The organism is Polaromonas sp. P4_F4 (assembly GCF_056401355.1).
The window spans coordinates 37,039-54,922 of sequence record NZ_JBFUJO010000019.1 but is presented as its reverse complement, the minus strand read 5'-3'; the positions used below and the strand labels follow the sequence as shown (position 1 = coordinate 54,922).

Annotated in this window: 18 protein-coding genes; all 18 read left to right on the top strand. The window is 59.7% G+C overall.

Annotated elements, in window-relative coordinates:
* Nucleotides 1-16 precede the first annotated feature (16 nt).
* The gene (locus AC1DUR_RS18675) at nt 17-556 is read left to right on the top strand and encodes a hypothetical protein (protein ID WP_477720296.1); all 540 of its coding nucleotides are present in this window, start codon (nt 17-19) and stop codon (nt 554-556) included.
* The gene (gene rpoE, locus AC1DUR_RS18670) at nt 553-1,188 is read left to right on the top strand and encodes an RNA polymerase sigma factor RpoE (RefSeq protein ID WP_477720295.1); all 636 of its coding nucleotides are present in this window, start codon (nt 553-555) and stop codon (nt 1,186-1,188) included. Before AC1DUR_RS18675 ends, rpoE begins: the two co-directional genes overlap by 4 nt.
* 145 nt (nt 1,189-1,333) lie before the next feature.
* On the top strand, nt 1,334-1,954 hold the full coding sequence (locus AC1DUR_RS18665) for a sigma-E factor negative regulatory protein (protein WP_477720294.1): 621 nt from the start codon (nt 1,334-1,336) through the stop codon (nt 1,952-1,954).
* 36 nt (nt 1,955-1,990) lie between these two features.
* Complete coding sequence (locus tag AC1DUR_RS18660; RefSeq protein WP_477720293.1) at nt 1,991-3,013, top strand: MucB/RseB C-terminal domain-containing protein; 1,023 nt, start codon at nt 1,991-1,993, stop codon at nt 3,011-3,013.
* A 151-nt stretch (nt 3,014-3,164) separates the two neighbouring features.
* Nucleotides 3,165-4,628, top strand: coding sequence for a DegQ family serine endoprotease (locus AC1DUR_RS18655; RefSeq protein WP_477720336.1), 1,464 nt, complete (start codon nt 3,165-3,167; stop codon nt 4,626-4,628).
* Nucleotides 4,629-5,217: 589 nt separating this feature from the next.
* Nucleotides 5,218-7,029, top strand: coding sequence for a translation elongation factor 4 (gene lepA, locus AC1DUR_RS18650; protein WP_477720292.1), 1,812 nt, complete (start codon nt 5,218-5,220; stop codon nt 7,027-7,029).
* Entirely contained in the window at nt 7,029-8,006 is a 978-nt protein-coding gene (gene lepB, locus AC1DUR_RS18645) for a signal peptidase I (RefSeq protein WP_477720291.1), read from the top strand. Before lepA ends, lepB begins: the two co-directional genes overlap by 1 nt.
* A gap of 75 nt (nt 8,007-8,081) precedes the next feature.
* Nucleotides 8,082-8,423, top strand: coding sequence for a DUF4845 domain-containing protein (locus AC1DUR_RS18640; protein WP_477720290.1), 342 nt, complete (start codon nt 8,082-8,084; stop codon nt 8,421-8,423).
* Nucleotides 8,424-9,125 (top strand): ribonuclease III, encoded by a 702-nt coding sequence (gene rnc, locus AC1DUR_RS18635; RefSeq protein ID WP_477720289.1) that lies wholly within the window; start codon nt 8,424-8,426, stop codon nt 9,123-9,125.
* A gap of 135 nt (nt 9,126-9,260) precedes the next feature.
* Nucleotides 9,261-10,205 carry a GTPase Era gene (gene era, locus AC1DUR_RS18630; protein WP_477720335.1) on the top strand — a complete coding sequence of 315 codons (945 nt, stop codon included), beginning with the start codon at nt 9,261-9,263 and terminating at the stop codon, nt 10,203-10,205.
* Nucleotides 10,206-10,457: 252 nt separating this feature from the next.
* A complete protein-coding gene (recO, locus tag AC1DUR_RS18625) occupies nt 10,458-11,207 on the top strand; it encodes a DNA repair protein RecO (RefSeq protein WP_477720288.1) in 750 nt (249 codons plus the stop codon).
* A gap of 15 nt (nt 11,208-11,222) precedes the next feature.
* The gene (locus AC1DUR_RS18620; protein WP_477720287.1) at nt 11,223-12,038 is read left to right on the top strand and encodes a pyridoxine 5'-phosphate synthase; all 816 of its coding nucleotides are present in this window, start codon (nt 11,223-11,225) and stop codon (nt 12,036-12,038) included.
* Nucleotides 12,038-12,436 (top strand): holo-ACP synthase, encoded by a 399-nt coding sequence (acpS, locus tag AC1DUR_RS18615; protein WP_477720286.1) that lies wholly within the window; start codon nt 12,038-12,040, stop codon nt 12,434-12,436. The genes AC1DUR_RS18620 and acpS overlap by 1 nt, the downstream gene beginning before the upstream one ends.
* Nucleotides 12,437-12,507: 71 nt before the next feature.
* Nucleotides 12,508-13,566, top strand: coding sequence for a beta-N-acetylhexosaminidase (gene nagZ / locus AC1DUR_RS18610; RefSeq protein ID WP_477720285.1), 1,059 nt, complete (start codon nt 12,508-12,510; stop codon nt 13,564-13,566).
* Between the two features lie 363 nt (nt 13,567-13,929).
* Nucleotides 13,930-14,853, top strand: a complete 924-nt coding sequence (osmF, locus tag AC1DUR_RS18605; RefSeq protein ID WP_477720284.1) for a glycine betaine ABC transporter substrate-binding protein OsmF — start codon at nt 13,930-13,932, stop codon at nt 14,851-14,853.
* Nucleotides 14,854-14,985: 132 nt separating this feature from the next.
* Nucleotides 14,986-16,080: an ABC transporter permease gene (locus AC1DUR_RS18600; protein WP_477720283.1), complete on the top strand. Its 1,095-nt coding sequence runs from the start codon at nt 14,986-14,988 to the stop codon at nt 16,078-16,080.
* Complete coding sequence (locus AC1DUR_RS18595; RefSeq protein WP_477720282.1) at nt 16,077-17,021, top strand: ABC transporter ATP-binding protein; 945 nt, start codon at nt 16,077-16,079, stop codon at nt 17,019-17,021. Before AC1DUR_RS18600 ends, AC1DUR_RS18595 begins: the two co-directional genes overlap by 4 nt.
* Nucleotides 17,014-17,772 carry an ABC transporter permease gene (locus tag AC1DUR_RS18590; RefSeq protein WP_477720281.1) on the top strand — a complete coding sequence of 253 codons (759 nt, stop codon included), beginning with the start codon at nt 17,014-17,016 and terminating at the stop codon, nt 17,770-17,772. Before AC1DUR_RS18595 ends, AC1DUR_RS18590 begins: the two co-directional genes overlap by 8 nt.
* Nucleotides 17,773-17,884: the final 112 nt, after the last annotated feature.

The following is a 17,884-nucleotide window of genomic DNA, read 5'->3' as shown; positions in this document are numbered from 1 at the left end:
CACCGCACTGACTGTCTTGATCACCCACAACGCCCCGCCGGTTGTCTATCCGCTGGGGCGTTCGCGTTTTCAGGGCTGGCTATTGCTGGGTCTGTGGCTGGCGGGTGTGTTGCTGGTTTTATTTTGGTTTCACCTTGTCCGTCAATCTGGTTGGCGGATGGCACTGGTCGTTGCAGCGGTATGCGGTGCGGGCGCCCTGGCATGGGTTGGCTGGAAAAAAGTACCCTCTGGCCGGCTGGCATGGGACGGCGAGGTGTGGCACTGGGAAAGCCAGGCTTACCAGGCGGGCGTTGCCGGGTACGAACTCTCGGTGATTGCTGATTTCCAGCACATGCTACTGCTCCGGCTTCAGAATCCGGCGCGTGCCGGACTCTGGCTTTGGGCGGAGCGAAGGGTGTTGCCAGAGCGCTGGCTGGACCTGCGCCGGGCGGTATATTCCCCGCACAAGCCGGCAGGCTCTTCCCGCTCATTGGACGGGATGCCTGCAGAGCCGCTGCCGGCTGTGGCAGTATCGGGCCATGAGCTTCCTGTTGATGCCACACGGATAAAGCCATGACTGAGGACCTGACACCCCGGCAATCCGAAAAAGCGGCTGACAGCGACGCCATGCTGGTCGAGCGCGCCGTGGCCGGGGACCAAAAGGCCTTTGAGCTGCTGGTGATCAAGTACCAGCGCCGCATTCAGCGCCTCATAGGGCGCATGGTGCGCGATGTGGATCTGGTGGAAGACATCGCCCAGGAGACGTTTATCAGGGCTTACCGGGCCTTGGCGCAGTTCAGGGGCGAAGCCCAGTTCTACACCTGGCTCTACCGGATCGCGGTCAACACCGCCAAAAAAGCCCTGATGGATCTCAAGCGGGATCCCACCGTTTCCGAAAATTCCTTTAAATCCGGAGAGGACGATGAAACTTCCCCGCTGGAAAACGAACTAACTAGCTCGGAAACGCCGGATGCCGTGTTGGCAAGCAAGGAAATTGCGGAAATGGTCAACGCGGCTATGGAGGCCTTGCCGGAAGAGCTTCGTCAGGCCATCACCTTGCGCGAAATCGAAGGGTTGAGCTATGAAGAAATCTCGGAGGCCATGAATTGCCCCATTGGCACAGTGCGGTCCCGTATTTTCAGGGCGCGTGAAGCGATCTCTGGGAAAGTCAAGCCCTTGCTGGAAAACCAGTCAGGCAAGCGCTGGTGATGCTGGTAGTTGTTGGCTGGTATCCATGTCAAGAGCCTTGTTGAATCACTATTGAACCAATGAATGAATAACGCCCTTCTTTCAGCCTGTAAAGCCCTTTAATAAACCGGCATGCCCACTGCCCATGAACATCATGAAACCGTCTATGCAAACCAGTGAACTCATGTCTGCCCTGGCCGATGGCCAGCTGGGCGGTGAGGACTTTGCCGCCGCACTGCAGGCCTGCCAGCACGACGAATCTGCGTTTTCCAGCTGGGCCGCTTACCATTTGATTGGCGAGGTGTTGCGATCCCCTGCGCCCGTGGCGCCCGTGGCGGACCTGGCCTTTCTGGGTCGGTTGAACCAGCGCCTTTCGCAAGAGCCACAAGAGCCGTTGCTTCGGGCGCGCCACCAGCCTGTTGCACTTGATTCAGCGGCGCAAGCCAGGGGAAAAACTGGTGCGAACGTGGTCCACCACCGCGGCGCGGCATCCAATGACAGCATGCTGCCCTGGAAGTGGGTGGCCGGCTTTGCTTCCCTGGCAGCCATTTCCGCCATCGCGTGGAACTCCTCGGGCCTGCTGATGCCTGATGCTGCACCGCAGCTTGCCCAAGGCCCGGCTCAGCAGGTGCTGGTGGCTTCACCGCAGGGTCCGATAGTGCGCGATGCCCGGCTGGAGGAGTTGCTGACCGCACACAAGCAGTTGGGTGGTGCATCCGCCTTGCAGGTGCCGTCGGGGTTTTTGCGAAACGCCACCTTTGAAACGCCTCAGAATGCAGGGCGTTGAATGAGCTTTTGCTGCGGCAGAGCCTTCAAAACAACCATGAATTTCAAGACTTATCGCCTTGTGGCCTTTTTTGTTTGGCCACTCGCCGCTATCAATTATGTAGCGGCCCAGGTGCCTTCGCCGGCCACGGCGTCCACGCCTGCCACGGCGGCGGAATCCAGAAGCGTCAATGACTGGTTGATGCGCATGCACGAGGCCTCCAAAAAACGCTCCTATATTGGGACCTTTGTTGTTTCGTCGGGTGGCGCCATGTCGAGCGCAAAAGTCTGGCATGTCTGCGAAGGCAACCAGCAGGTGGAAAGGGTTGAAACCCTGACCGGGGCGCCGCGCTCTATCTTCCGGCACAACGATCAGGTCGTTACATTCATGCCCGACCACAAGGTGGTGCGCAGCGAAAAACGGGAATCGCTGGGCATGTTTCCCGAGTTGCTCCAGTCAACCGACAGCCGCATTGCCGATTTCTACAAGATGCGGCATGACGGCGTAGAGCGGGTGGCCGGCGTCGAAGCGGACGTCGTGATGCTGGTTCCCAAGGACAGCATGCGTTTTGGCTACCGTATCTGGACCGAGCAAAAAAAGGGCCTGGTGGTGAAGTTGCAGACCCTGGACGCTGACGGCAAGGTGCTCGAGCAGGCCGCGTTTTCGGAGCTGCAACTCGATGCGCCGGTCAAAATGGACCAGCTTATCCAGATGATGGGCAAGGTGGACGGCTATCGCGTTGAGAAGCCTGTGATGGTGAAGACCACGGCCAGCGCCGAAGGCTGGGTGCTCAAAGCGCCTGTTGCCGGGTTTAAACCCATGAGCTGCTACAAGCGCCCCGCGGCGAGCGCCGCGCCAGGTGCCGAGCCTCTGCAATGGATTTTCTCCGACGGGCTTGCCTCCGTCTCCATCTTTGTGGAACCCTATGACCGGCAACGCCATGAGAAGGAATCCAGCCTGTCACTGGGGGCCACCCAGACGCTGACCCGGCAACTGGACGCTTACTGGGTAACCATCATGGGTGAAGTTCCCATGGCAACCCTGCGCCATTTTGCCAATGGACTGGAGCGAAAAAAGTAGACAGTGCCTGTGAGGGGCGTTGTTGCTGGAAAATTTTTCCCACAGGGCGCAGGCGCCGCATGTTGTCCGTATTGTCTTTTTCTCTGGTATTCCTATTTCCTTCCCACAAGTTTTGCATGCCTGATTACCAACATTTACGACGAGGCCGATGATGCTTGAATTGAACTGGAAACCCCTGCGCTCCTGTCTGCTCGCAGGTCTGCTGGGCGTGGTGACCGCCACAGTGGTGTTGCCTGCTGCCCCTGCATGGGCGCAGGTCCGCGCGCTGCCCGACTTCACCGATCTGGTTGACCAGGTTGGACCCTCGGTGGTGAACATCCGCACGATAGAAAAAGTCAAGGCTTCGGGCGCCGGAAGCGTGGATGAGCAAATGCTGGAATTTTTCCGGCGTTTCGGGATTCCCGTGCCGCCCAATCTGCCGCGCACGCCGCGTCCCGACCGCGGCCAGCCCCAGCCCGACGAAGAGCAGCCGCGCGGTGTGGGCTCCGGCTTCATCCTCACGGGAGACGGCTTTGTCATGACCAATGCCCATGTGGTGGAAGGCGCCGATGAAGTGATCGTCACGCTGACCGACAAGCGCGAATTCAAGGCCAGAATCATCGGCGCGGACAAGCGCAGCGATGTGGCGGTGGTCAAGATCGAGGCAAGCGGGCTGCCGGCCGTGAAAATTGGCGACATCAACCGTCTGAAGGTGGGCGAATGGGTGATGGCCATCGGCTCACCATTCGGCCTTGAAAATACCGTGACGGCGGGTATTGTTAGCGCCAAGCAGCGCGATACCGGTGACTACCTGCCGTTCATCCAGACCGATGTGGCCATCAACCCCGGCAACTCGGGTGGGCCCCTGATCAACATGCGCGGGGAAGTCGTGGGTATCAACAGCCAGATCTATTCACGTTCTGGCGGCTTTCAGGGCATTTCGTTTTCCATCCCGATTGACGAGGCCACGCGTGTTTCAGACCAACTGCGCAGCAGCGGCCGGGTAACGCGTGGACGCATCGGGGTGCAGATCGATCAGGTCAGCAAGGAAGTGGCCGAGTCCATCGGTCTGGGCAGCCCCCGGGGGGCGCTGGTCAGAGGCGTGGAGGCTGGTGCACCTGCAGAAAAGGCAGGCGTGGAAGCCGGCGACATCATCATCAAGTTCGACGGCAAGCAGATCGAAAAATCCAGTGATCTTCCGCGCATGGTCGGCAATGTGAAGCCCGGCACCAAGGCGGTGGTGACCGTCTTCAGGCGGGGTGCCACCAAGGATTTGCCGGTGGTCATCGCGGAGGTGGAGGCAGAGAAGCCCCTTCGCAAGGCCTCGTCACCGGAATCCAAACCGCCGGTCGCCGGCCCTGCACAGGCTTTGGGCCTGGTGGTGAGCGACCTGCCGGATGCACAGAAAAAGGAACTCAAGATCAAGGGCGGGGTCCGGGTAGACAGCGCAGAGGCTGGAGCAGCCCGTGCAGGACTTCGCGAAGGTGATGTGATCGTCGCCATTGCCAACTCCGAAATCGCAAACGTCAAGGAGTTCGAGACTGCGCTCGCAAAAATTGACAAGAGCAAGCCGGTCAATGTGCTGTTTCGCCGGGGAGAACTGGCGCAGTTTGTGTTGATCCGGCCGGCGCGTTAATGGTTTGAGTTTGCCTCGCGGCAAGGGCCTCGCTACGCTGTTGCCCCTCCCGCTACAGGCATGAAAGACCCCCATACCCCGCCAGGGTTGGGGGTTTTTCCACACCAGATACTGTTTTTTGGGCGTCTTCAAAAAAATATATTTTGGGTAGATCATCTTTAAATTTGTTAGTACTCACTCACAAAATTAAACGATCCAATGATGAGTTTGAGTAGAATGCCGTAGAGCTACGGTGCCTTTTTGATATATCGAGCTTCTCGACCGCCGGGATTCCTGTGGCTTTCATCATCAATTCCATCCATTCAGTACTGATCCACAGATCGCCCACAAGTTGTCCAGAGCCAAGCAGTATAAAATTGTGAATAAGTTGTGTATAAGTTTCCTGTTGCTAGCCTGCAACGACAAAAATATGGAGATTTTGGGACTGTTCGCTGCTGGCTTTTTGCCTACAATGAAGTTCCAACTATCGCAGTTGCCATAGATTGTTGGTTCAGGGCGCGTCACTACTCGACGCGCCCTTTTTTATGGTCCATCGCGAATGACGTGCAATCTCTTCGCAATACTTTCAAGCACTTAGGTGTTCTCGTTGATGAATCACATCAGAAATTTTTCGATCATTGCGCACATTGATCACGGCAAATCCACGCTTGCAGATCGCATCATCCAGCGCTGTGGTGGCTTGCAGGATCGCGAGATGAGTGCGCAGGTTCTCGATTCAATGGATCTCGAGAAGGAGCGTGGGATAACCATCAAGGCGCAGACCGCTGCGCTCAAATACAAGGCACGCGATGGCCAGGTCTACAACCTCAATCTGATCGACACGCCAGGCCACGTTGACTTCTCGTATGAAGTGAGTCGCTCGCTGTCTGCTTGCGAAGGCGCGCTGCTGGTGGTGGATGCCAGCCAGGGTGTGGAAGCGCAGACCGTCGCCAATTGCTATACCGCGCTGGATCTCGGTGTGGAGGTGGTGCCCGTCTTGAACAAGATGGATTTGCCGCAGGCCGACCCCGAGAATGCCAAGCAGGAAATCGAGGACGTGATCGGCATTGATGCAACCGATGCCATCCCCTGCAGCGCCAAGACCGGCATGGGCATAGACGAAATTCTGGAAGCCGTGATCGCCAGGGTGCCGCCGCCACAGGGCAATCCGGACGGTGCCTTGCGCGCCATGATCATCGACAGCTGGTACGACGCGTACGTGGGCGTCGTCATGCTGGTGCGTGTGGTGGACGGGCGCCTGGCCAAAGGCGACCGCATCAAGCTCATGGCCAGCGAAGCCATGTACAACGCAGAGCAACTGGGCGTCTTCACGCCGCACACCGAGCCGCGCCAGTCGCTGGAGGCCGGTGAGGTGGGCTTTGTGATTGCGGGTATCAAGGAGCTGCAGGCGGCGCGCGTGGGCGATACCGTGACCCTGATCAAACCCGGCACGGGTGGTGCGGCTTTCACGGCGACGGAAGCGTTGCCCGGCTTCAAGGAAATCCAGCCCCAGGTGTTTGCCGGGCTCTACCCGACCGAGGCCAGCGAGTACGACTCCCTGCGCGATGCGCTGGAAAAACTCAAGCTCAACGACGCCTCGCTGCATTACGAGCCGGAAGTCAGCCAGGCCCTCGGCTTTGGTTTTCGCTGCGGCTTCCTGGGCCTGCTCCACATGGAGATTGTCCAGGAGCGGCTGGAGCGGGAGTTCGACCAGGACCTGATCACGACGGCGCCCAGCGTGGTGTATGAGGTGCTCAAGGCCGATGGCGAGATCATCAAGGTTGAAAATCCCTCCAAAATCCCCGATGCCGGCAGGGTCACGGAGATTCGCGAGCCCATCGTGACCGTGCACCTGTACATGCCGCAGGACTATGTCGGCGCCGTCATGACGCTGGCCAACCTCAAGCGCGGGGTGCAGCTGAACATGGCCTACCACGGCAAGCAGGTCATGCTGACCTATGAGATGCCGCTGGGCGAGATCGTGCTGGATTTCTTTGACAAGCTCAAATCGGTTTCGCGCGGCTACGCGTCGATGGACTACGAATTCAAGGAGTTCCGGGCCTCCGACGTGGTGAAGGTGGACATTTTGCTCAATGGCGAGAAGGTGGATGCGCTGTCCATCATCGTTCACCGCAGCCAGTCCGCCTACCGGGGCCGGGCGGTGGTGGCCAAAATGCGCGAAATCATTTCGCGTCAGCAATTCGACGTCGCCATCCAGGCGGCCATCGGCGCCAATATTATTGCGCGTGAGACAATCAAGGCGCTGCGGAAAAACGTGATCGCCAAGTGTTACGGCGGAGATATTTCGCGCAAACGCAAGCTTCTCGAAAAACAAAAAGCGGGTAAAAAGCGCATGAAACAAATCGGTTCGGTGGAGGTGCCCCAAGAGGCTTTCCTCGCCATATTGCAGGTAGAAGAATAATGCGCAACACCATGAGTTCCATCACCGCCCTGGTGCTGGCGGCGTTTGTCGGCTACGGGGCTGCCTGGTATCTGGGCGCAGTGGAGGGCAACTTCTCGCTGCTGCTTTTCCTGGCGACCGTGGTCACCGGCATTTACTGGCTTGCGGAGCGGTTTTATTTTCTGCCGCAGCGGCACAAAGCGGTTGCCGTGCTTGAACAGACCGCCGCCAAACGCCAGGCCGAACTGGCCAAAATGGGCATCAACCAGGTCGACAGCAATATCAGCGAAGCCAGAACCAGGCTCATCATGCAGCCCTGGTGGCTGGACTGGACCGCCGGCCTGTTCCCGGTGATTGTGGTGGTTTTTCTGCTGCGTTCCTTTCTGTTTGAGCCATTCAAGATTCCGTCGGGCTCCATGATCCCGACCCTGCTCATCAATGACCTGATTCTGGTCAACAAATTCCACTACGGCGTGCGCCTGCCCGTGATCAACACCAAGCTGTTTGACAACCACAGCCCGCAGCGCGGCGATGTCATGGTGTTTCGCTACCCTCCCAAGCCCAGCCTGGACTACATCAAGCGGGTTGTGGGTGTGCCCGGTGACGAGGTGGCTTACCTCAACAAGAAACTCACCATCAACGGCAAACCTGTGTCCAAGGTGCCGTTGGCCGATTTTTTCGATGAGGATGCGCTGCGCTATGCCAAGCAGTATCAGGAAACCAATGGCGGACGGACATACCGCCTGCTCAATGACGACGACCGGCCGGCCTTTGTTGCCGGTGCCGAGGATTTTCCGTTCAAGCAAAATTGCCGTTACAGTAGCGAGGGCGTGGTTTGCAAGGTGCCGGAAGGGCACTACTTCATGATGGGCGACAACCGCGATAATTCGCTGGATTCCCGCTATTGGGGCTTTGTCCCCGAGAAAAACATCGTGGGCAAGGCCTTTTTTGTCTGGATGAACTTTGGCAACCTCAAACGCATTGGTTCTTTTCAGTAATTGCGGCATGGGGTAGGCGCCCGGGGGTGGTCAAGCGGTCACCTACAGGGCTACCCGGCCAGAGCAGGAGAAAAAATGAAACATCAGCAACGCGGCATTTCCTTCATTGGCATTTTGTTTGTCGGTGGCGTGATTGGTTGTGGCGGTATCCTGGCGGCCCAGGTCGTGCCAACCCTGATCGAATTTCAGGCCATCAACAAAGCTGCCAGCAAGGCCAAGGAAGGCAATACGGTGGCTGAAGTGAAGTCCATTTTTGACAAAGCCGCGGCGATTGACGACATCAAATCGATTGCCGGCAGGGATCTTGAGGTCACGAAAGAGGGCGACAAGACCGTGGTGGCTTTCGCCTATACCCGTGAAATCCACATGGCAGGTCCCGCTTACCTGCTGCTGAAGTACAACGGCCGATCCAAATAAGTGAGAGCCAGCGCCACCTCAAGCCCAGACCTGCTGGCACTGCAAAAACGCCTGCAGCACGAGTTTTCCAATCCCAAACTGCTGGCGCAGGCACTCACGCATCGCAGCTTTTCCGCTGACCACAATGAGCGGATCGAGTTTCTGGGCGACTCTGTATTGAACCTCGCAGTGGCCAGTCTGCTGTACGAGCAATTGAGCGAGTTGCCCGAAGGCGACCTGTCCCGCGTGCGCGCCAACCTTGTCAAGCAGGATACCCTGCACAAACTGGCTTTGACGCTGGGTTTGCCCGATATGGTGCGGCTTGGTGAGGGCGAAGCCCGCTCGGGTGGGCAGAAGCGGCCGTCCATTCTGGCTGATGCGCTGGAGGCGGTAATAGGTGCTGTCTACCTGGATGCCGGCTTCGACAAGGCCGACCAGCTGGTACGGCGCCTGTTCAAGGATATGGAAATCAACCCGCAGATGCAGGCCATCGGCAAGGACCCGAAAACCGAATTGCAGGAGTGGTTGCAAGGGCGCAAAATGAACCTCCCCATTTACCGGGTGGTGGGCACGTTGGGTGCCGCTCACAAGCAGACATTTGATGTGGAGTGTGAAATCACCGAGTACGGCCGGGCGGAACGCGGCATCGGTGGCTCGCGCCGGGCCGGTGAGCAGGCTGCGGCCGCCGCCATGCTGATGTACGTCAAAACCCTGGATTCCTGACTCGGCGTCGCAGCCGCGCCCGTCCAACACCATTGAGAGACCATGAGTACAGGTAAAAAAGAGCCGAAGAAGCCGGCAAATATATCGCTTGAATTGCCCGCTGACGAGGCGCAGGGCCCTGACGCGCTGGATGCCATGCTGGCCCAGGCCTTGTCATCGCGTGCTGCAGCGGGGGCTGCTGCAGACACCCCGCCCGTCGACGCGCAGCGCTGCGGCCTAATTGCCATTGTCGGCAAACCCAACGTGGGTAAATCCACTTTGCTCAATGCACTGGTGGGCCAGAAAATCAGCATCACCTCCCGCAAGGCACAAACCACACGCCACCGTATCACCGGTGTGCGCACCGTGGAGGCCACGCAGTTTGTGTTTGTGGACACCCCGGGTTTCCAGACCCGGCACGGCAATGCCTTGAACCGTTCGTTGAACCGCACGGTGGTGGGCGCCGTCAACGACGTGGACCTGATTGTTTTTGTGGTGGAAGCCGGCCAGTTCAACCTGGCCGATGCCAAGGTGCTGGCCCTGCTGCCCGAAAAAACACCGGCCATCCTGCTGGCCAACAAGTTTGACCTGATCCATCGCCGGGCCGAGATTGCGCCTTGGCTGCGCTCCATGCAGGAACGGCATAATTTTGCCGAGTTTGTGCCCATGTCGGCCAACAATGCCAAGGATATTGAGCGGCTGTTTGGCATCTGCGAGAAGTATTTGCCGGCGCAGCCCTGGATGTACCGCGCCGACGAGCTGACCGATCGCAGCGACCGTTTCATGGCCGCCGAGATCATTCGCGAAAAGCTGTTTCGCCTGACCGGCGACGAGTTGCCTTACACCTCCACGGTGATCATTGACAAATATGAAGAAGAGGGCAACCTGCGCAGGATTGCTGCCACCATCGTCGTGGAGCGCGACGGCCACAAGGGCATGGTGATTGGCGAGAAGGGCGAAAAGCTCAAGCGAATCGGTACCGAATCCCGGCATGAGCTGGAAACGCTCACCGGCAACAAGGTGTTTCTGGAGATCTGGGTCAAGGTGCGTTCGGGCTGGGCGGACGACGAGGCCCGGGTCAAGACCTTCGGGTATGAATGAGGCCCCCACGCTTGTCGCTTCGCGTACTGCGCTGCCCCCCGAGGGGGCCGCTGCGCCTGCGGCCCGGCTAAGCCGGTTCCGCGGGGAACTGAGCCCCCACGGTCGCTCACTGCGTGTAGCTCCCTGCCCCCCGAGGGGGCGCTGCGCCTGCGGCCCGGCGAAGCCGGTTCCGCGGCCCTGGCTGGACGGGAAGCCCTCACGGTCGCTTATTGCCGACGTGGCGGTTCGCTGTGGGTCTCCTGCCTGACATCTATGGCTACCAAACGTATAGGTGACGAACCCGCTTACGTCCTGCACCGCTACGACTGGAGCGAGTCCAGCCTGATCCTGGAAGTCTTTACCCGCCAGTATGGACGGGTGGCCCTGGTGGCGCGCGGGGCCAAAAAACCCAGCTCCAGCTTCCGGCCGATTTTGCTTCCCTTGCAGCCTTTGCATGTTGCCTTTGGCGGTGATGCCGAAATCCGGACCCTGAAAAGCGCGGAGTGGCAGGGCGGCCATGTCATGCCCACCGGCGACGCCCTGCTGTCGGGTTACTACCTGAATGAGCTGCTGATGCGCCTGCTGGCCCGCGACGACCCGCACCCGGTGCTTTTTGACGCCTATTCGGCCACCGTGCAGCTGCTGGCTACCCAGAGTACAGACACGCTGCAGCTGGCCTTGCGGGCCTTTGAGCTGCGTTTGCTGCGTGATATTGGCCTGTTGCCCCTGCTGGATGCGGAAACGGCCACGCTGGCGCCGCTGGCGCCCCAGACCCGCTACGTGCTGGTGGCGGAAGCCGGCCTCAGGCAGGCCCATGACGACGACCGCAGCAGTCTGACCGGCGAGCAATGGACGGCGTTGCAGCAGGCGCTGGGCGACAATGCCCTGTTTTCCGACACGGTGCGGGCCTGCATTCCCGGGCTCAATGAACTTAAAACCCAGCTGCGTGCGCTGCTGCACTACCATTGCGGTGTGAAGGTCCTGAAAACCCGGCAAATGATGATGGACCTGCAGGCCCTCTAACAGCCCAATACCGCCATGCCCCTTTTTCGCCACACTGACCATCCACCCGCACCCTCGGGCGTTCACAAGACCGCCCTTTCGGTCAATATCAACAAAGTCGCGCTGCTTCGCAACACGCGGCATATCGATATTCCGAGCGTGCTGCGTGCCGCAGAGCTGTGCCTGGAAGCGGGCGCCCAGGGCATCACGGTACACCCACGGCCGGACGAGCGGCATATTCGACCCGATGATGTGTACGAACTCGCGGCCCTCATGAAGGACTGGCCTGACCGCGAGTTCAATATTGAAGGCAATCCCTTCCAGAACCTGATGAATTTTGTGCGTGACCTGACGGCGCGGGGCTTGCCGCTGCATCAATGCACATTTGTGCCCGACAGCGAAGACCAGTTCACCAGCGACCATGGCTGGACGTTTCCCGCCGATGCCGACCGCTTGCAGCCCCTGATCGAGCAGGCCCATGCCCGCCGGGTGCGCGTGAGCCTGTTCATGGACCCCGTTGCCGAAGCCATGGCCGCTGTCAAGGCGGTGGGGGCCGACCGGGTGGAGTTTTACACCGAAAGCTACGCCCGGGCCTCGTCAGGCACGGAAAGAATGGAAGCGCTCAACCGGTTTTCCAGCGCCGCCCGGGCGGCAGCGGCTTTGAATTTGGGTATAAACGCCGGCCATGACCTGAACCGTGACAACCTGACTGCGTTTCTGCGCGCAGTGCCTGGCGTGCAGGAGGTCTCGATCGGCCACGCCCTGATAGCCGATGCGCTGGAGTTGGGCTACACCGCAACCGTGAAAGATTACCTGCGCTGTATTGACGAAGCCTTTGCAGTGACGTCCTGATGATTTACGGAGTGGGTACCGACATCTGCGACGTGCGCCGCATTCGTGCCAGCCTGGAGCGCCATGGTGAGCGCTTTGCGCAAAAAATCCTCAGCGATGCCGAGTTGGCCACATGGAAAGAGCGCAGCGTGCGCTGGCCCGATCGCGGCGTTCGCTACCTGGCCACGCGGTTTTCAGCCAAGGAGGCTTTCAGCAAGGCGATTGGGTTGGGCATGCGCATGCCCATGACCTGGCGCCATTGTGAAATTTCCAAAGCGGCCAGCGGCAAGCCCGAGATTGTGTTGCACGGTGCGCTCAAGGACTGGTTTGAAACCCGTCAGCTGAGCGTGCATGTCAGCGTGACCGACGAGAACGAGTACGCGGCCAGCTTTTGCGTAGTAGAGAAAAATGCCTTTTAGCTATGTGATATTTGAGCAGGCAGCTATCAATTAAATAGCAACCCTGAAGTGGCAACCTTGAAATATTTCCCATGACCCAGCACGCTCCCCTGATCATCGACATTGCGGGCCTGTCCCTCACCAAGGCCGACCGCCGGCGCCTGAAGCACCCGCTGACAGGGGGCATCATTCTGTTCGGCCGTAACTGGAAGGACCGCCAGCAACTGACGGCCCTGTGTGCCGACATCAAGCGCATTCGCCAGGATTTGCTGATTTGCGTCGACCATGAAGGGGGCCGTGTCCAGCGCTTCCGGACCGACGGTTTTACCCACCTGCCGCCCATGCGAGCCCTGGGTGCCCTGTGGATGAAAGACCAGCTGGCCGCCACCAACGCGGCCACCGCCTGTGGCTATGTGCTGGGCGCCGAACTGCGTGCCTGCGGCGTGGACTTCAGTTTCACGCCGGTGCTGGACCTGGATTGGGGCGAAAGCGGCGTCATCGGCGATCGCGCCTTTGGCCGGGACCCGCGCGTGGTCAGCCTGCTGGCCAAAAGCCTGATGCATGGCCTGCTGCAAAGCGGCATGACCAACTGCGGCAAGCATTTCCCGGGACATGGGTTTGTGAAGGCCGATTCCCACACCGACATCCCGGTCGACAAGCGCAGCCTCAAGGCCATCCTCGCCGACGATGCCGCGCCTTATGAATGGCTCAACACCACGCTGACCAGCGTGATGCCGGCGCATGTGATTTACCCCAAGGTCGATGCTAGAGCGGCGGGGTTTTCGGAAAAATGGCTGACATTCATCCTGCGTGGCCAGCTTGGCTTTGGCGGTGCGATTTTCAGCGACGACCTGAGCATGGCCGGTGCGCGCCTGATTGACGGCAGGCAAGTCAGCTACACCGAGGCGGCGGTCACGGCCCTCAACGCCGGTTGCGACATGGTGCTGCTGTGCAACCAGTCCGTGGGGGATGGCAAACCAGTCGATGAACTGCTTGACGGCATGGCCGAGGCGCTGGTCAAAGGGCAGTGGGAGGCCTTGGAGTCCAGCGAAATGCGCAGGCTTGATTTGCTGCCAGCGACGCCGGCTCACGAGTGGGACGAGCTCATGTTGCACCCCGCCTATATGCATGCGATGGGCTTGATTCCCTGAGGCCAGTCGTATCAAAAATTCCGGGTTCGCTATCAATTAAATAGCTTAATGTTCCCGATTTATATGGGCTATAGCGATACTTTTTGCTGAATAGTCAAAACTCCTGAGTCAGCATCGATCACGGCTTCCCCAGCCGTTTGTCTGCCCGTCTGCCGGTCTTTCATTGCCAAGGTTCGGGGGGCGCTGGCAGCCGTTGATGGTTAATTCGAACTAAAACCAGATCGTCTGTTTTCAACGTTCAGGGTAAGGGGCACTGCTCCCTGCGTAGGGCGCTTTCGATTCAATCGTTACAGCCCACTAGCCGAGGCCGGTCAGTCTGAGGTATCGTCAAATCCTCTTCGTCCACTTTTGGGAGTACTCACCATGAAATCAATCCAACGCAGGGCCGCCATGCTGCTGGTCGGTGCTCTGGCGGCAGGCGGGGTGCTGGCGCAGGGAGCGGCACCAGTTCGGGTCGGCTCCAAAATCGACACCGAGGGAAAGCTGCTGGGCAACATGATTGTCCTGGCGCTGGAGGCCAACGGCATCAAGACTGAAAACAAAGCCTCGCTGGGAAACACCAAGGTCGTGCGCGGCGCCATCACGGCCGGCGAAATTGATCTTTACCCGGAGTACACCGGCAACGGCGCTTTTATCTTCTCGGAAGAATCCAGTCCGGTCTGGAAGAACGCCAAGGCGGGCTACGAGCGTGTCAAGACGCTGGACTACGACAAAAACAAAATCGTCTGGCTCGAGCCCTCACCGGCCAACAACACCTGGGCGATTGCCGTTCGCAAAGAGGTGGCGACCGCCAACAAGCTCAAGACCCTGGACGACTTGGGCAAGTGGATCACGGGGGGCGGGCAGTTCAAGCTCGCGGCATCGGCCGAGTTTGTCGAGCGCTCTGATGCTTTGCCTGCCTTTCAGACTGCATACAGCTTCAAACTCAAGCCCGACCAAATTCTGACGCTGGCTGGCGGTGATACGGCAGTCACGATACGCGCGGCAGCCGAAAAAACCTCCGGCGTGAACGCCGCCATGGCCTATGGCACAGATGGCGCGGTGGCTGCGCTGGGCCTGGTGATCATGGAAGACCCAAAGAGCGTTCAGCCCATTTACGCGCCCACGCCCATCATTCGGGAAGAAGCGCTCAAGAAAAATCCGAAAATCAGGGACGTACTGGCCCCGGTGTTCAAGGTGCTGGACGGTCCGACCCTGCAGGCATTGAACGCGAAGATTCAGCTTGACGGGCAGGATGCCAAAAAAGTGGCTTCAGATTTCCTGAAGTCCAAGGGGCTGCTGAAGTAAGCCTGCCGCGTGACTCAGGGGCGCCGTCCTTCTGGAGATCCTTCGGGGTCGCCTCCTCTGCGATGGAGCCCCGTCCTGGCGGCCATGTCGTTCATGGGGGCGTGTGTTCTTTACGGTTTGCCGTTTTTGCGCGTGGCACCCAACCGTCTGGTATCGGGCGAGTCCGTTTCCCTTATTGCGGTGCTGCAAGGCCGTGGGTGGCTGCTGGTCGTTTTAATGGCCTCCTTGCTGCTTGCCGCATTTTTTAAACCCGCTCGCGCACTGCTGTGGTCCGTGGTCATGGTTTCCTGTGTGCTTGTGAGTGGCCTGATCTGGCTCGCAGGCAGTTATGCGTCCTTGGTCGCCGGGGCCGAGTCGCCCCTTGCCCGGACCTCACTGGGGGGCGCATTCTGGGCCGCGCTGCTGCTTTTGGTCTTGATCGCGGCGGATGGGATGCAGCGCCTGCGGGCGGGCAGCGCGCAACGCTTTACCGTCGTCGCGGCGGTACTGAGTCCGGTTTGCTTCATGCTGTCGGCAGGTTGGTGCGATGACCTGTCCATCATGAAAGAGTATGCAAACCGCTCGGATATCTTTGTGGGCGTGGTCGTGCGGCACATTCAGATCGTGATGATGGCGGTGGCCTTCACCCTGTGCATTGGCCTGCCATTGGGATGGCTGGCCTGTCAAAAAAACAGGCTCGCCGGCGCGCTGTTTCCGCTGCTGAACATCATTCAAACCATCCCTTCGATTGCCTTGTTTGGCCTGCTGATGGCACCCCTGGCCCTGCTGGCGGCGGCCTGGCCCGCGCTCGCCAGGGCGGGCATCAGTGGCGTAGGCCTGGCTCCGGCCGTGATTGCGCTGACCCTGTACGGTTTGCTGCCGGTGGTCAGGGCCACCGTGGCCGGCCTGGAGCAGGTTCCGTCCAGTGTGATTGATGCAGCCACTGGCATGGGCATGACGCGCTTTCAGATTTTCGGGCGTATCGAGTTCCCCTTGGCCCTGCCGGTTGTTTTGGGGGGTGTGCGCACCGCCATCATTCAGGCCGTGGGGCTGGCTGCCGTTACCGCGCTCATTGGGGCGGGTGGGCTGGGCGCGATCATGTTTGAAGGGCTCTTTAGCAGCGCGCAGGATCTGGTGTTGCTGGGCGTCGTGCCCATCATCGCTCTGGGGGTGTTGGCCGATGTGGCGTTCAAGGTGTTGATCAGCCTTACCAGCGTCACCGGATCAAGAAGTGGCATGCAGTCATGATCGAATTTCAGAACATCAGCAAATCTTATGGCCCTGTCACGGCGATAGACGGGGTGAACCTCAAGATTGACCGCGGGGAGTTTTTGGTCCTGATTGGTGCTTCGGGCTCGGGTAAATCCACCATGCTGAAGATGATTAACCGCATGGAAAACCATGACGCGGGAAGAATCCTTTTCGATGGCGAAGAAATCTACAGCTTCAAGGTGCGCGACCTGCGCCTGCGCATGGGCTACGCCATTCAGTCTGTGGGCTTGTTTCCGCACTGGACGGTGGAGCGCAACATTGCAACCGTGCCCCAGATGCTCGGCTGGACGGCCCCAAAAATCCGCGATCGCGTCACCACGCTGCTGCAGTTGTTCGACCTTGACCCTGAGACCTACAGAACTCGCTACCCCCACCAGCTATCGGGCGGCCAGCAGCAGCGCGTGGGTGTTGCCCGTGCCTTGGCGGCAGACCCGGATGTTTTATTGATGGACGAGCCGTTTGGGGCCCTGGACCCGGTGATCCGGGCGTCATTGCAGCTGGAGATGAAGCGCGTTCACCAGGCCTCCGGCAAAACCATCGTGATGGTCACCCACGACATTGACGAGGCCTTGCGCCTGGCCACCAAAATCGTGCTGCTCGACCAGGGCCAGATTGTGCAGGTGGCGACGCCGCTGGAGCTTTTGGCCGCGCCCGCCAACGCCTTGGTGGTCGACTTTGTGGGCCGCGGCGACATCGGCATCAAGCTGTTGTCGCTTCAGTCTGCCCAGAGCCTGGCGCGGCACGAACCCCAACATCGGGGCCCCAGTCTGCCAGCGGCCACCACGTTGCGTGAGGCGGTGTCTTATCTGGCCATGCGCCAGCTCGCGGTGGTGAATCTGACGGATGCCGCTGGCGCCCACGCCGGCGTGCTGCATGCCGCTGATATTTTTCGCAAGGCCGGGCCTTCTGATGTCTAGCGCGGGTGGGCTGCGGCGTCTGGCCGGGCTGGCCGGAGACAGGCTGCTGTGGGCCGCGCTGGCGCTGGCGGCGCTGGTGCTCTGGCTGCCGCATTCGCAGCCCCTGTTTGCCAGCCTTTTCCCCGAGCTGGACCGCCCCGTTTACCGCCAGGAGCCGTTTGCGCAACTGCTGTGGCAACACTGCAAGCTGGTGGGCGTGTCCAGCGCGGTGTCTGTTCTACTTGGAAGCGCTATCGCTGTCTGGATCACACGCCCGATTGGGCGGCAGTTCCAGCCGGTTGTGGAGACTGTGGTGTCCATGGGGCAGACCTTTCCGCCCGTGGCTGTGCTTGCGGTGGCGGTGCCTGTGGTGGGCTTTGGCGAACTGCCCGCACTCATTGCCCTGACCTTGTACGGCTTGCTACCTGTGGTGCATGGCACCGTGTCGGGTCTTCAATCGGTTCCGGAATCGGTCCGTCAATCGGCCAACGGCATGGGCATGTCGCTCTGGCAGTGTTTGCGGCAGGTCGAAACCCCTTTGGCGTTGCCGGTCTGGATTTCCGGCGTGCGCACATCCGTCATCATCAACATAGGCACCGCGGCCATCGCCTCCACCGTGGGCGCCAAAACCCTGGGCTCACCGATTATTGTCGGACTCAGCGGCTTCAATACCGCTTATGTTTTACAGGGAGCGGTGCTGGTGGGAATGCTGGCCGTGGTGACCGACATGGCTTTTGAACGCTTGTCTCGGCTTGCCTCGTGGAAACGCTGACTGCTTGCTATCAATTACGTAGCTTCTGGTACCCGTCTCATGGGTTGGCAGTCCATTTCATGCATGAAAGAGGGATTTTTTTAGGCCTTTGCCGGTCTTCAATGCCATTTTG